Origin of the sequence: Bacillus sp. SA1-12, assembly GCF_000981385.1 — a bacterium.
Lineage (GTDB): Bacteria > Bacillota > Bacilli > Bacillales > Bacillaceae > Metabacillus.
Genome location: NZ_LATZ01000139.1, coordinates 14,649 through 28,265, shown reverse-complemented (window position 1 = coordinate 28,265; position 13,617 = coordinate 14,649). Strand labels below are relative to the sequence as shown.

Annotated in this window: 16 protein-coding genes and 2 pseudogenes; 11 read left to right on the top strand and 7 right to left on the bottom strand. The window is 33.9% G+C overall.

Features of this window, described 5'->3' with window-relative positions; translation table 11 throughout:
• The 5 genes from WQ54_RS31540 to WQ54_RS34140 form a co-directional block, all read left to right on the top strand.
• Positions 1-600, top strand: a 600-nt coding sequence (locus tag WQ54_RS31540) for a YitT family protein (protein WP_046590918.1), incomplete at its 5' end; no start/stop codon positions are given.
• A gap of 636 nt (positions 601-1,236) precedes the next feature.
• Positions 1,237-1,497 carry an AraC family transcriptional regulator gene (locus WQ54_RS35145; protein ID WP_084822405.1) on the top strand — a complete coding sequence of 87 codons (261 nt, stop codon included), beginning with the start codon at positions 1,237-1,239 and terminating at the stop codon, positions 1,495-1,497.
• Between the two features lie 950 nt (positions 1,498-2,447).
• Positions 2,448-2,720 carry a hypothetical protein gene (locus WQ54_RS31535; protein ID WP_046590915.1) on the top strand — a complete coding sequence of 91 codons (273 nt, stop codon included), beginning with the start codon at positions 2,448-2,450 and terminating at the stop codon, positions 2,718-2,720.
• 44 nt (positions 2,721-2,764) lie between these two features.
• Positions 2,765-2,974, top strand: coding sequence for a hypothetical protein (locus WQ54_RS31530; protein ID WP_156178302.1), 210 nt, complete (start codon positions 2,765-2,767; stop codon positions 2,972-2,974).
• Positions 2,975-3,102: 128 nt separating this feature from the next.
• On the top strand, positions 3,103-3,249 hold the full coding sequence (locus WQ54_RS34140) for a hypothetical protein (protein ID WP_156178300.1): 147 nt from the start codon (positions 3,103-3,105) through the stop codon (positions 3,247-3,249).
• Between the two features lie 323 nt (positions 3,250-3,572).
• On the opposite strand, the gene WQ54_RS31525 is transcribed toward WQ54_RS34140, so the two are convergent.
• Positions 3,573-3,845 carry an AbrB/MazE/SpoVT family DNA-binding domain-containing protein gene (locus WQ54_RS31525; protein ID WP_046590909.1) on the bottom strand — a complete coding sequence of 91 codons (273 nt, stop codon included), beginning with the start codon at positions 3,843-3,845 and terminating at the stop codon, positions 3,573-3,575.
• 246 nt (positions 3,846-4,091) lie between these two features.
• Between WQ54_RS31525 and hfq the strand changes: the two genes are divergently transcribed.
• Both hfq and WQ54_RS31515 read left to right on the top strand, forming a co-directional pair.
• Positions 4,092-4,277 carry an RNA chaperone Hfq gene (gene hfq / locus WQ54_RS31520; RefSeq protein WP_046590907.1) on the top strand — a complete coding sequence of 62 codons (186 nt, stop codon included), beginning with the start codon at positions 4,092-4,094 and terminating at the stop codon, positions 4,275-4,277.
• A 364-nt stretch (positions 4,278-4,641) separates the two neighbouring features.
• The gene (locus WQ54_RS31515) at positions 4,642-4,893 is read left to right on the top strand and encodes a hypothetical protein (RefSeq protein ID WP_046590905.1); all 252 of its coding nucleotides are present in this window, start codon (positions 4,642-4,644) and stop codon (positions 4,891-4,893) included.
• Between the two features lie 134 nt (positions 4,894-5,027).
• On the opposite strand, the pseudogene WQ54_RS33275 reads toward WQ54_RS31515, so the two are convergent.
• Positions 5,028-5,261 (bottom strand): annotated as a pseudogene (locus WQ54_RS33275) (endo-1,4-beta-xylanase); the annotation flags it as partial.
• 317 nt (positions 5,262-5,578) lie between these two features.
• On the opposite strand from WQ54_RS33275, the gene WQ54_RS31510 reads away from it, so the two are divergent.
• Both WQ54_RS31510 and WQ54_RS31505 read left to right on the top strand, forming a co-directional pair.
• Complete coding sequence (locus tag WQ54_RS31510; RefSeq protein WP_046590901.1) at positions 5,579-6,157, top strand: recombinase family protein; 579 nt, start codon at positions 5,579-5,581, stop codon at positions 6,155-6,157.
• A 249-nt stretch (positions 6,158-6,406) separates the two neighbouring features.
• Positions 6,407-7,357, top strand: coding sequence for a phosphotransferase enzyme family protein (locus WQ54_RS31505; protein WP_046590899.1), 951 nt, complete (start codon positions 6,407-6,409; stop codon positions 7,355-7,357).
• A gap of 1,429 nt (positions 7,358-8,786) precedes the next feature.
• On the opposite strand, the gene WQ54_RS31500 is transcribed toward WQ54_RS31505, so the two are convergent.
• Entirely contained in the window at positions 8,787-8,969 is a 183-nt protein-coding gene (locus tag WQ54_RS31500) for an aspartyl-phosphate phosphatase Spo0E family protein (RefSeq protein WP_046590897.1), read from the bottom strand.
• A gap of 553 nt (positions 8,970-9,522) precedes the next feature.
• Here WQ54_RS31500 and WQ54_RS34135 point away from each other — a divergent pair.
• The gene (locus tag WQ54_RS34135) at positions 9,523-9,690 is read left to right on the top strand and encodes a hypothetical protein (protein ID WP_156178298.1); all 168 of its coding nucleotides are present in this window, start codon (positions 9,523-9,525) and stop codon (positions 9,688-9,690) included.
• A gap of 131 nt (positions 9,691-9,821) precedes the next feature.
• Here the strand turns inward: WQ54_RS34135 and WQ54_RS31495 are convergent, their stop codons facing one another.
• Positions 9,822-10,046 carry a helix-turn-helix domain-containing protein gene (locus WQ54_RS31495; RefSeq protein WP_046590894.1) on the bottom strand — a complete coding sequence of 75 codons (225 nt, stop codon included), beginning with the start codon at positions 10,044-10,046 and terminating at the stop codon, positions 9,822-9,824.
• A gap of 321 nt (positions 10,047-10,367) precedes the next feature.
• On the opposite strand from WQ54_RS31495, the pseudogene WQ54_RS35140 reads away from it, so the two are divergent.
• Positions 10,368-10,780, top strand: a pseudogene (locus WQ54_RS35140) (transposase); the annotation flags it as partial.
• 69 nt (positions 10,781-10,849) lie between these two features.
• Here the strand turns inward: WQ54_RS35140 and WQ54_RS31490 are convergent.
• The 3 genes from WQ54_RS31490 to WQ54_RS31480 form a co-directional block, all read right to left on the bottom strand.
• A complete protein-coding gene (locus tag WQ54_RS31490) occupies positions 10,850-11,965 on the bottom strand; it encodes an endospore germination permease (protein ID WP_046590892.1) in 1,116 nt (371 codons plus the stop codon).
• Between the two features lie 20 nt (positions 11,966-11,985).
• Positions 11,986-12,219, bottom strand: coding sequence for a hypothetical protein (locus WQ54_RS31485; RefSeq protein WP_046590890.1), 234 nt, complete (start codon positions 12,217-12,219; stop codon positions 11,986-11,988).
• A 177-nt stretch (positions 12,220-12,396) separates the two neighbouring features.
• Positions 12,397-13,596: a Ger(x)C family spore germination protein gene (locus WQ54_RS31480; protein ID WP_084822403.1), complete on the bottom strand. Its 1,200-nt coding sequence runs from the start codon at positions 13,594-13,596 to the stop codon at positions 12,397-12,399.
• Positions 13,597-13,617 lie beyond the last annotated feature (21 nt).

Genomic DNA, 13,617 nt, shown 5'->3' with positions numbered 1-13,617 from the left:
ACCATTTTCAGTTATGGCATTTCAGTAGCAATTCAAGTACAACATTTAGGGATACACCCATGGGATGTTCTAAATATCGCTTTATTTGAAAAATTCGGCCTTACGATTGGGACGTGGACTGTTCTGGTAGGACTGCTTCTTGTTGTCGTCTCCTTCTTTTTAGATCGGAGCTACATCAACATCGGAACGTTCCTGAATGCTTTGGCTGTCGGTCCTTTAGTTGACTTGTTCCTTTATATGGAGGCATTTCCACGATCCTCTTCTGTTTTCACAGATGTACTTGTTTTGATCTTAGGTGTTGTACTGATGGGAATCGGTGGCGGAATGTACTCAGGAGCGAGGATCGGGGCTGGGCCAAGGGATGGGTTCATGCTTTCGATATCCGATAAATTGGGGATGTCGATCAGCCGGGTGCGGATCATGGTTGAAAGCCTTGTCCTTCTATTAGGTTGGCTGCTTGGCGGTCCGGTCTTCATATTTACATTCGTGATTACCTTCATCCAGAGTCCGATCTACCAATATGCTTATCTGATGACAACGAAATGGGGGAGTAGGCTTTCTATACCTTTAAAATCGAAGAAGGACTTCCGATCAGCTTAAAATCTGTTAAATAAAACTGTCGATTTAATCGGCAGTTTTATTTTGGGGTAAAATCACCTAATGGATAGTTTACTGTAATTTTGTTTACCGGGTTTTGAGTGAACGTGTAGGAATTGCTAAGGAAGTTCATATTCTAATTGAATCTTTACGCTAGCTGTATGGCTACTGCCTCCGGATCCTTGATAGGTTGAGGTAAACACATCTGGAAAAGGTAGTAGAATCCAAGACATCGCAAATCAGGCTCACAAGAACGAGCCCCAAAAAGATAAAAACAAGCAACATGCATATAATTTTCGTTCCGAGGGGTATTATGATATCTTAACTTGATGGGCTTGGGGTACCGCCAACATTTCGGAAATTTTGTACGCAAAGGAAATTAGAAAATAAAACAGCCAATTTCACCTTGTATCTTTAAGGAATTGGCTGTTTTATCTGTCTTACAATTAATAAAGCTGATGATTAAAGAACCAGACCGAATTAATACTGGTTTAATTAAAATTAAATTGTTAGAGTTGTTGTTTGATCTCACAGACGAAGATGACAAGTTATTGTTTCAGTTTTTGCAAATAAAACGCAAGGAAAAAAAGCATATTACTGAGATCATTGAAGAAAATTTGTTCAATCCGGTATCTTTAAATGATCTTGCCTATTTGTCAGGGCGTAGTTTGTCATCCTTTAAACATGATTTTCAAATCGATCTACAACACTTCGCCTCTTCAATGGATTCGAAATCGCAGATTAGATCGCGCCAAGGAATTACTTGCAATTTCGGCATTGTCCGTTACAGATGTTTGCTACTCAACAGGATTTGAAAATGTGGCTTATTTCTCAAAGGTCTTTAAAAAAAAATTTGGCATGTCTCCTTCCATGGTAAGAGGGCGTCAACAGCAAACGTAAAATTAAACTGTACTGTATCTATAATAGTAGTGTTTATATACTTGATTGTGGCCTGAGTCGTTGTAGAGACTGAGGTCATTTTTTTGAGCTAAATAAACAAATAAATCGAACTACCGAGAAAAGTGCATGTAGTTAAAAAGGGGTATAGTGTACTCATTTTTCTAAAACATCTTCTTTGGTTTGATTGAAGAAATTCATTAAAATATATAGCAAGAACCTAACTGTCTTGAGTAAAAATTATTGACCAACAGCTAGAATCAAGGCAATTATTAAAAAAATTAAGCTGATAAATCTAAGTTTTGTATAAACCTTTCCATGATGTGGCTCCATTAAGATAGTTTATCGAAATCTAAAATCCAATTACTATTATTTATTAATTTTTAAATAGATATGTTCATAAGCCTGAAATACATTGGTACTTTCTAAAATGTTTCATTATGAGAGTATTCATGTACCCTTTGTTCACCTGGATAAGAGGTTAGTTCCTAAGAGAGCAAAGTCCTCACTGTCAAATCCAGTAAGTAGAAGTCCATCAATGATATAATTTAGAACCAATGGGTTCCCACATCAACATAAAGTATACAAAGGAAACAATTAAAAAAAACAACGTTGAGAACACTTGAAACCAGTTATCAAATATTTTCAATCAAATCATCCTTTTTTTTAGTATTTGTAAATAGGGTTATTTATAAACTTATTTAGTTAAATAAGTTGCAGACCGTAGACAAACCCCATTTCAAGACCTTGATTTGAAATGGGGTTTGTCTACGGTCTGAGATCTTCTAACGAAGATCTTTTTTCATACCGATAATCAATGATTATGTTAACTATTTGTATAAGATATTCATATGCCTTTGTAATTTTATTAAACGGAGGTACAGGTAATGTAATAAGAACTTAAAGATAAATTGGAAAATATATGCTATCTTTCGTAAAAGGAGGAATAAAAAATGAACACCATTTATCGTTGGATTGTTTTTACTTTTCTTGCATTGATTAGTTTTTTAATGGTAAACAAAGGATTGGAATTATGGTCTCTTGGAACAAATGTTGATGGTGACGGTGTTGGAATATATTTTTTAGGACAAGAGATAAATGACAAAGTACCAAAAGCGAGTATTCCTACATATGCAATTGGTTTTTTTATTGCAAGTTTAATTACTTTATTGATTGCTTTTGCTCTTGTTAGGAAAACCCTTTTTAAGTTAAAGGTTGAATCATAATGGATTGAAAACTTGAGAAGGTAAAGAAATGTGTTGAAAAACGTTTGGACAGTTTGAGCGTAACGATAATGGAGGGAACACCGTTTAATGATGCCATGAATCATTTGGGACTGATTGAAGGCTACCCAATCCCAAAACCTTACGAAAGTCAATTTAAACAGCTTGCTATTACCCATACGTATAATTATTATTTTTTGAAAGGCTCTATTAGTTTGGGAGTTCTTACTGTAATTGTATTGAACTTTATTAAATAAAAGAAAAGGATGTTACAATGAACAAGCAGCACGAAGGGATATTCAATCGAAGATCCTTTTTCATAAGTTTTGTATAGAATAACTATGGTGATGAAAATGGCGCAAATTATGGCAACTGTGCAATAACAATGACAACAACGCCAATGATATTATCGAAGGGTGAAGAAAACATTCCTGATGAAGATGATAACATGTTAAAAGACGATGAAAACGATGCAGAAAAAGATACAGAAGATCCAGGAGATATAGGTGATGAAAATAGAAAAGACGAGTAATTTAGATAACTAACTAAGTAAAATGAGGTGATTCCAGTCACCTCACTTTGTATTTTAAAGATAAATTCTTAATTAAATTGCATTCCTAGATTACTTTTTAAAATTGTCGCTATATAAACTTAAAAGTAGATGCGTTCCATTCCATTTATGGAAGTGAATGGTTAGGTTTTTAAATGATTTGGAAATTACAAAGGAACATATTCATTTTGAGGCTTTTAGCCCATTTGCGATTTTAGGAGAAGAAGAATCTAAATAAATAAGGGTCTTTCAGGCGAAGTTTCTTTTTCAATATCGATAATGCTCCAATATGTAAACTAAGAATGTTACAGTTTATATTTTAATTCATTTACTAGTTTTATAGCTTCATCACGGCTTAACACAACTTTTCCGTTAGAAAGTATGATATTGTTCTCTGAAATCTCTCCTGTAACCATACATGCATTATTAGGTGCATATTTTTTAAAAATGATTTTTTCTCCGTCAACAAAGATTTCGACAGGTTCTTTTGGGTAAAGACCCAGAGCATTTCTCAATTCAATTGGTAAAACAATACGTCCCAATTCGTCTACTTTTCGAACAATACCTGTTGATTTCATTTGTATCCTCCATTTTATAATTTTTGATACTGGTTTTTATAAATGAACTATCAAAAGCTTAAAAACACCCTCCTAGGAAGAAGGACGAAAAATCATCATCAAGAAAATTGTTCGGGTTTTATTTTGATTTTATGTCGTAAAAGGGGTTAACCGAAGATTTATTTATATAATAATGTTTCCCCAAGTCATATAACATAATATTTGATAATCTAATGGTAGAAATTAAAAAAGAGTGGGGAGAATGTAATGGAATTACAAACAAAGATATTAGATGAAATCTTGAGCAGTAAAAAAGAAATTGAGCTTATATTAGTAAATGGTTTCCGTATGAAAGGAACCATTGAAGGTCATGATAAATTTTCAATAGTTTTTAACTCAAGTGGAAAGCAGCATCTGATTTTTAAACACGCGATCTCTACATTTAAACGTTAATTTATTAATCCTGTCTTTTTTTGTACCGTATCTCAAAGTCTATATTAGAAAAGGTAGGTTTAAACTTGATTTTAATTTTAGTTGGTATACTTGGCGATTTATATAAAACATAAGTTTTCACTAATGTTTTGAGGAAAAATAAAACCTAAGTGTCAACTTTCGTTTAGATTAACACTTAGGTTTTGAAACAACTTCATATTGCTTAAGAATAAAATTTTATCATTTTTTCCTGTAACCCTTATTCATTAAAGCGCCTTTTGGAACAATACATATATCGATTTGAATATATTTGAAAACGTTATAATATCTTAATCAACTTTTTCTTATAATAAGGTCAATAGTACAGTAAGGGGAGATAATAAATTTGAAACCAGAGGGGACAGAAAAGTTTATTTTACTGGATCAGATTATTGTAACCGAAGAATTTTTAAATTCTAAACCGAGTGTTGATAAAATGCAGCAAGCTATAAATCATGTTGAACGGACAGGCTACCTAGATGAACCCATTACAATTAAGAGGAATACAAAGATCCTTACAGATGGCTACACACGTTATCTTGCAGCTCAAAAGATGGGGATCGATTTATTCCCTATTATTTTTGAGAATAAGGTTTAAGTATTCATAAAAAAACGCCCCAATTAGAGCGTTTTTTTCTTGATCAGCGATAATGGGGGGTTAAATACCTTAGTATTCTTTAATTTGTGTTTTCATATTTTATTTTTACTGATCGGAGCTGATTTCCTATATTATTAGTCCATAATTGACCAATATGCAGGTTTTACATTGTAATTTGGATCAAAAACAAATGGGGCAACTTTGCCCACTCCGTCATAATACTGTTCTGCACGGTCGTTTAACCACGTATGGTTATCGGCAATGCCCCAGAACGTCACATTGCTGATTTTATCATCTGATTTCTCATAAAACTTAAATAAAGAATTGTAACGTAAGGCTTGGGCTTGGAATTTCTCTTGAGGAATAGCAGGTACTCAAATATTCCATTACATGGCGCTTTTCATAAGTTACTAAAGCCTAATTTCTCACTTATAACAACCGAGAAATTAGGCTTTTTATATTTGTATATCCTTAACTTTGTAAATTCGCGTTTTGCTGGTGGTACCCCCTTAGGAGGGCTTAAATAGGATTTGGCTCTTACCATTATTATTCTTATGTCTATTTAACGACCGTATAATAGACATAGTTCCAACAAGAATAAAAACAGCAAAAAAGTTATTTTATTTGTCTATAAAGTCGTCTATCCTAAAAGTGCAAAAAACGCATGGCAAGGAGACAAAAACGTATGATAATAGGTTATGCAAGGGTATCAACAGAAGATCAAAATTTAGAGCTACAGATTGAAGCTATAGAAAAGTATGCAGCAGATCAAGGGGAAGAGTTTGAAATCTATTTTGAAAAGCAAAGTGGAGGAAAAGCAGACAGGGAAGAATTGAAAAAAGCCCTTAAAGCATTAAGAAAAGGTGATACGTTAGTTATTTATAAGTTAGACCATTTAGCACGCTCTACAAAGCAGCTTTATACTATTCATGAAAATTTAGAGCAAAAAGGGGTTAATTTTGTATCATTAAGCGATAGTATAGACACGACAACAGCAGCCGGAAGAGCTATGTTTGGTATGATTGCAGTATTCGCAGAGTTTGAGCGTAACCTTATTAGGGAGCGTACTAGAGCTGGGTTAGAATCAGCTAAGAAACAAGGTCGAACAGGTGGAAGACCACCTTTAACAGAAAAGCAAAAACAACAGATTGTAACGCTGTTTAAAGGTGGAGAACGTGCCGTAGATATTGCAAAAGAATACGGAATTGGAAGAAGTACCGTATATAAAGTATTGAATGAAGTTGAAGGTTTTGAAGCTAAATAACCTGGTTTATCAAGATTTACCAAGGTTACTAATCATCTAATATTAATATTGATATTAATCTTAAGGTAATGGAACAAAAGGAAATAAAAATGATTGTTTTCTTATTAAGCAAACGGGAAATATTGTTGAATAAGGCTTATTGAACTAAATGGCAGAATACCTGAATGAATATGCCTCAAATATTTCACGTTATTCCTGTTGTGGTATTATCAAGAATAGAAGCCAAAATCGTTTTGGGAGGGATGCCATTTGGAGAAATATCACAGAAAGATTTTTCATGCTGCTTCTTCTAAGTTCGGAATTCGGTCTGAGGGTACTCAAATAACACATTTTTCAGAGCATAGTTTAGTTGGATCCTTCGAGCGAGAGGGTGCCAAATATTTTCTACGCGTAACGAATAATTCCCATAAACAATTTGAAAAAATTATCGGGGAAGTCCAATGGATTAATTTTCTTAATGACAAAGGATTGCGTATATCTAGGCCTGTACATTCCGCAGATGGAAATTTGGCAGAGCAGTTAATCGTGGACGATAATTGCTTTACTGTGGTTTGCTTTGAAGAAGCACTGGGTCGTCCAGTAAGGGAAGGGGATCAAAATGAAACCCTGTTCAAGAGAATGGGGATGTTTATGGGGAAAATGCATAGCATAACAAAGCAATATATTCATGAGGATCCGATAACAAGAAGACCAGACTGGTCAGTAGAAACAGAAAAAGTATTGGGTATTGACTTGCCTACATCCGAGAAGGACATTATAAGACGGTATGTCGCATTGTTGGAATATTTATCTAAACTTCCGTATTCAGTAGATTCATATGGATTAATTCATGCGGATTTTCATTACGGCAATTTTTATATAGATGGGGATTCTATTTGTCTTTTTGATTTTGACGCTTGTAGATATTCATGGTTTATTGATGATATTGCGGTAGCATTATTTCACGCGTCTCCCTTTGAGAGTTTGAGTTCATATACGGATATATTTCTTCCATCGTTTATGCAAGGATATAGTGCTGAAAACAATTTGGAAGAGGTATGGCTTAAAGAGATTCCTTACTTTATAAAATTAAGGGAAATTGGGCGATATATAAAGCTTTTTAATGCATGTGGAGGAAAAATTGAAGAACTTCATCTATGGGGAAGAGAATTCATGAAAGATCGTAAAGAAAGTATAATGCAGAGCTTTCCTGTGGTGTAAGTATAGATACAAAGTTATAAGTTCTTTATAACTTGTTAGAGTGTATTGTGGATCCCTAAGTTCAGTACCACAACAGCCGTCATATAGTCGATTATTAAGCAACGGGAACATTTGTGAAATAGCTTAAAGTCTAATTTCTCGCTTACAATACTGAGAAATTAGGCTTTTTTATATTTGGATTTCCTTAACGTTGTAAATTTAACGTTTTCCTGACGCTGCCCAATAAATAATTTATTAAATTAACGGCTGCTTATCTTCAAAAGACAACATAAAAATGATCATCTTCCGATCGGGCGCTATAGTTGAATAAAGGGATCTATTAAAAAACTTTTTTGTTATGTATTATTTATCCAATCACGAGTGATTTCTTAAAAGTAAACTACTTTATTTGTACTGACATAAATCGTATAGGAGTATATTCATTGGTTTAATTGGTATGATGAAGATTTATCAACTTCAAAGAGCTTTAATAAATCAGAAAGTGATGATAGGAACCTATCTTAAGTTTTTTTTTGATTAACAATTAAGGTTTACAACGAAAATAAGAGATCTTGTTATTCAATCTTACCAGAATAACAAGATCTCTTATACTATTACCTTACTCATTATTTTTATTAATCCTTTCATTGTTACAGAAAGCTGATTTATTAAAATAACCTGTTTCATTTTTCTTTAGATAATGATTATTTTGATACCCAGCGTATGCATAAATACACCTTCGCCGTTCGCTATTCTGGTGGTATCACCCTCTTTTCTATGTATTAGCTATAGCTTGTACTAATTATATAAAATAAACATCTTAGCACGTTATGAACGTTCTTTTATTTACAAACAGCGCCATACATTGATTCAAGCAATAAAACAAGGTGAAAATCAGTTTGTAAAGGGGGAACAATAAACATTTAAGGAATATGAATTTTTCACACGAAAATGTTTTGTATTAGAAAATCTCGTTCGAGAGCATATTGGGTATATCCTGCAAAATTAACAGAATCATAATTCAAAGCCTTGCAGTGAAGATGGAGGAGTCCTCAAAAAAACAAATGACCATAAACAAACCTCAACTTATTAATCGAACAATGAAATTATTCAAGGGGTTTTATTGTCTCATATACATGTATCAAAATATTAACAAGTAAAAAAGAGTAAACTGTAAATGAACAAGTTTACTCTAAGGAAAAAGGGGTAATTCCATTATACATATTTTATACAATAGTGTTAATAATTTCCAACCTCAAAATTTAAAACATTATGCAATATTTACAATAACATTTGATGAAACACAGGATATAGAGTAAATGATGAAGGGTTCTAAGTGGACTGTATTTTAATTAAAGTTTTTTTATGGGCAGGTTAGCATGAATACGGTTCTTTGATCCCTATTCTATAAATTCTGAAGTACGAATATTTATCAACAACAAACAATCCCCTAAAGAGGTCCAGTTTTTTCTTTTTGGTTTTTATATTCTTTTTGATAAACCTTAATAAGTTGATCTAATTTTTGACTACAACTAATGGTGTCAGGGCTATTTAATCCGTTTTTTTCAACACTTTGGATCAGTTCTTTTCTTAGATCATTGATTCTTCCTTCTAATTCATCCTTGTTATACATAGTACACAATCTCCTAATCATTTTTTTCTTTAATTATTTAAAGCGATAAATTCTTTCAGACACACCAAGAGATATTATGCGGAATTTCCAGCTGAATTTAAAGAAAAATAACAAAATTTCTATAAATCAGGACTGTAGTACTACCTACAATTAAGTTCATAGTCATGGAATTTTTCGTCCTGAAGTCAGGAAGTGTGTTAACTGAAGCAATCATCGTATATCGCTTCGGAATTAAACGGCCCGATAACCATTGTCTGTATGGCTGTCGCTTACATTTCGTAAGTCTAGGGGATTAAATAAAGAGAAAATAATCAATAGTATTGAAGATGTTGTAGAGGAATATGCTCGTAATAAAAAATGGGTTAGTCAATAGGTTTAAGGGAAAATAAACCTCTTTTAATGTGCACCATGTAAGATTATTATGAAATAAACAACAACTCCTTAAATAAGTCCAAGTGATTGAACGGTTAACAAGTGAAATAGCTTTTATAAAATCTAGAATTGTTTACGAGTTGGAAACACAAGATATGGAATTTAAAAGGAGATGAGGCAAGTGAAAAAAGATAGTTATTTATTCTTCTGCAAAGTCTGTGGTGTGCCTCAAAAAATTACAGAATATGTTATTGAACAATATTTATTAAATAATAGTGTAAAAGGATACTATTGTAGTAATTGTAGTACTTTGAATAAATTAAAGGATTGTGAACGCTTATTATTATAAGGGAAAAATAGATGAACTGAGGAGTTGTTGCTAATTGGTAAGAAACTTAATAAAAAATGCTATTTACATTTTCATTTAACTGATTAAAAGTAAAAGGTGCTAAAAAAATGATGAACTCATTACCAAGCAATTTACATATCCCAAAAGTCGCTCATTTTAGCATTAGGCTCAACCTGTCGTATAGCCTTTAGTATCTTTTTCATTACATCTTGTCTTGGAATGTAATCTTTTTCATTACAGACTTTGGAAACTGTATTTTTACTAACCTTTGCTGTCTTAGCTAGTGTTTGTTGTTCAAATCCATTCCTGTCCATCCACTTTCCTAGTTTACTTCGTGGCTTTCCTATGCCCCACATGTATACTTCTCCCTTCTATTTCTAGTTGTATTCACCATTCTTGACTATAAATTCCAAAGATATACAAATGAATCTAAAAAAGTTGGGAATAGTGGACAAGCAGATCCTAATAGCATGTATAGGGGCTTAACCCACGTTCGCCCCCTAATTGTAGAAACATAATTGAGGATGGTTGAGACGTAGATCTCGTATAACAAACAAAGCTGTGACACTGCATGGAGGAATTAGGGGTTACTGGCAAATTACTTGATTAGGAGGAGATTTATAATGAATCCAGTCGTAGGTCTAGATATATCTAAAGGGGAAAGTCAGGTTTAAGCAATTTCAGATAAAGGTAAGCCATACAGTAAGAAGTTGAAAATAGATCATACTCTTGAGGGACTTAGTTCACTTGTATCGTTTCTAGAGGATGCAAAGAAGAGGCTGGGAAGAAACCTTCAGTAATATTAGAAGCTACTGGGCATTATCAAACTTCAGTCGTTCAATACTTGGGAACGTAGATATTTATTGATTTCATATAAGGCTAGAGGATCAAGTTTAAGAAAAGTAAAGACAGATTCCATTGAAGCCTATCTACTCTGTGAGTTGTTCTATAAAAGCGTGGCGTCCAGTTATTAAACCTTCGTAATCTTACAAGACAACATGAAAATATATCTGGCGTTATGATACAAACAAAGCTCCAATTTCAGGCAGTGCTTGAACAAGTGTTTCCTGAATATAAAGGGGTTTTGGGATAGGGATAACCAATCTGTAATTCTACAATTACACTTAACCCCGTTCCCCAAGAGGATAAGGATCCCAGATTATCCTTCCTTCTTATCACTTTTAGGTTTAACATTTCTTCGAACTGCAGCCATTCCTAACAAAAGCAGTGGAAGAAAGAGCCCAAATGTTAAAGCATAAGTTGTCCATAATTTTAGGATAACATTAACTCCATAAGCGATATTAGGACTGCTTATAATGGAAAGAACAATAAGAATCATCCCTAAAGGAAATACAAGCATCCGATACTCTTTTAGGTTCAATATCTGGGCAAGGCTTAAAGTAGATACATAAAAGCAAATAGTCAGTTTAAAAAAGATAGAAATAAACCACATGATTGCTACAATGGCTTCTATCCTCTGTAAAAAATTCCCTATGTTTATTTTATGTGCTAGAAAATAGCTAGGGTATAATTTACTCGTTGCGTAATCTGCACCTATAACCATGATAGCCAGAGCTGTCAGCAGGATTACAATTAATCCGCCCATCCAAGTTCCCATGAAAAGGGCCTTTCCAGCTTCTTTTGGTTTATTCACAAAGGGGAAAATCATCAAGAAAATAACCAGCTCCAGGAAAGGAAAACCGATAAATAGAAGGGAACTCCGCAGTACGGGGTTTATTCCCTCTTTAAGAATCGGCTGTATTTTTTCCAACTCGATTTGAGGAGAAATAAAAATGAAAAGCAACAGAAAAAGCACGATAAACACTGGAAATAAAATTTCTCCTGCGCGCGCTAAAGTTTCAAGCCCATAGCGTGTTCCCATCATAACAATGATAAGAAACAGAATATGGATGGATTGGATCGGTGTTTCCGGCATGATTTGCGTTGAAATAAAATCCCCGATATTACGAAGAACGAGTGCTGCCAGGATAAATGAAAAAGTAAAAAACAAAAGAGAGAGGGCTTTTCCTATCCATTTTCCAAGTATTTTTTCGCTATATTCAACCAAAGTCATATCGGAATATAAATTCCCTAGAGATTGATATAACCATGTTAATGAAATCCCTACTACCACTCCAAGTATTGCAGCTAACCAAGCATCCTGTTTGGCTTCGGAAGTAAGCATAGAGGGGGCCAATAAGAGAGAGCTTCCAGTCGTAAACATAAACACCAATACTGAAAATTGCTTACCATTAATTTTTCCGTTTTCCAGCATCTCTTTCCCTCCTTTCCTTTCTATTTTAATAATCCGTATAGAAAATCACTAAATGGCATATAAACAACTTTGATCCAATCCAAAGGATTCGGGATATTCATTTGCAATCCCTCAGCTATACTTAGCCCTACTCCAAAAAGGAGCAGGATCCCAAATACCCATAGTTCTCTTTTAAATCCTTTTTTCAAGAGGGAAGGAACTTCGATCAGCGCGATCGCTACAGCTACCAAAAGGATTCCTAAAATTACAATCATACAGATTTACTCCTTTCCTTCTTTTAGGAAGGACTGGCCCATTGAACCTATTTCATCGTATTTTGACATCTACCTTCACATGGACGGGAAATTCCACAAATTTCTAAATCCGGTCGTTAGGTATTATAAACGACAGCTTACCTATAGTTCATTTTCCTTCAGCACCGACCAACACTACTACTTGATTTTTTCAATTGGGGAATTTCCTATAGTACCCACCCGTCTTATCTTGACAGTTATTTTTAAATCTATCGGCATATCGGTAAATTTTTTGTCCCAATCCTTCTTATTTTTATCCCAAAAATCTGGATTCGATCTTTGAATCGCTTCACCAAAGCCAAAAATATCAACTTCAAAATCGTCCTGGACCGTGGATAGGGTCGTTCGAAGCAATTTATTAACTTCATTTTCTGCCTTTTTCTCTATTTGATAGATTGTTTTTGTTTTTGATAAATCCAATTTCTTACATTGAACGTCACCGATATTCCCTTCAATTTGAATATTAATAGTTCCTTTTGGAGAACCGTTTTCAATCTTTGCTTTTAAGTCAGATTTTGTACGAAGTACCTCAACTCCTATTTTCCCTTTACCTTCTGGACAAGCCATTTCACCAATCGTACTTTTAACATTTCCTAAAATATAGTTTAACCCTTTACTTTCACCTTCGTTTAACCATCCTATCAGTTTATCCTCTTTAAAAACGGCTATATTGCTGTATTGCAACTGAACAGCAGGTTCAATTTCTTGAACATTCTCTATCGTTTCTCCCTCGTGTGGATTTCCTATTATTTTTAATCCTGTTAAATGTGACTGTTTTCCTTCACTCGCTAATTCTGGAATTAGTTCATCCAAAGTAACAGTCATTGAAGGTGCCCATGCTTTTTCTGATGCTTCTAGAGATGAAAACAATTTATTAGCTGGGATATTTTCCAAAGCCGTCATTACTTTTAACACATTTTCTGCTTTCGAATCTTTCGCGACCACAATGTAAAAGTCTGTTCTAACATCATGGTCCCTTGACAACCAATCTAGTGTATCTTTTAAGCCCTTTTTAGCCAACTCTTCACCGATTACAAGAATTCTAAGATGGGGAAAATAAAGTTTTCTAGGGGAAACAGTTGTTGTTCTTCTAATCGCTTCAAAGAGGGTATCTCCTTTTTGTTGATAGAGTATAACTGGTGCTTTCTGACCACCAGCTTGTTTTGCAGCAACCTGACCAGGATTGACAACTTGTGTGGTTACTACATATTGATCATTCGAGATGTCGACTCCCATACCTACGACAATGGCAAGATCATTTAATTCTTTACGGTTCCAACACCCAGATAAAAGACAAAGTAAAAGTATGAGGATAGATAATCCCTTTATTTTTCTCATTTCTGATCCTTCTTTCAAACA

Coding starts and splice junctions, on each gene's coding strand:
- WQ54_RS35145 (WP_084822405.1), top strand. CDS start 1,237: ATGATCTTGCCTATTTGTCAGGGCGTAGTTTGTCATCCTTTAAACATG.
- WQ54_RS31535 (WP_046590915.1), top strand. CDS start 2,448: ATGAACACCATTTATCGTTGGATTGTTTTTACTTTTCTTGCATTGATT.
- WQ54_RS34140 (WP_156178300.1), top strand. CDS start 3,103: ATGACAACAACGCCAATGATATTATCGAAGGGTGAAGAAAACATTCCT.
- WQ54_RS31525 (WP_046590909.1), bottom strand. CDS start 3,845: ATGAAATCAACAGGTATTGTTCGAAAAGTAGACGAATTGGGACGTATT.
- hfq (WP_046590907.1), top strand. CDS start 4,092: ATGGAATTACAAACAAAGATATTAGATGAAATCTTGAGCAGTAAAAAA.
- WQ54_RS31510 (WP_046590901.1), top strand. CDS start 5,579: ATGATAATAGGTTATGCAAGGGTATCAACAGAAGATCAAAATTTAGAG.
- WQ54_RS31500 (WP_046590897.1), bottom strand. CDS start 8,969: ATGTATAACAAGGATGAATTAGAAGGAAGAATCAATGATCTAAGAAAA.
- WQ54_RS31495 (WP_046590894.1), bottom strand. CDS start 10,046: ATGTGGGGCATAGGAAAGCCACGAAGTAAACTAGGAAAGTGGATGGAC.
- WQ54_RS31490 (WP_046590892.1), bottom strand. CDS start 11,965: ATGCTGGAAAACGGAAAAATTAATGGTAAGCAATTTTCAGTATTGGTG.
- WQ54_RS31485 (WP_046590890.1), bottom strand. CDS start 12,219: ATGATTGTAATTTTAGGAATCCTTTTGGTAGCTGTAGCGATCGCGCTG.
- WQ54_RS31480 (WP_084822403.1), bottom strand. CDS start 13,596: ATGAGAAAAATAAAGGGATTATCTATCCTCATACTTTTACTTTGTCTT.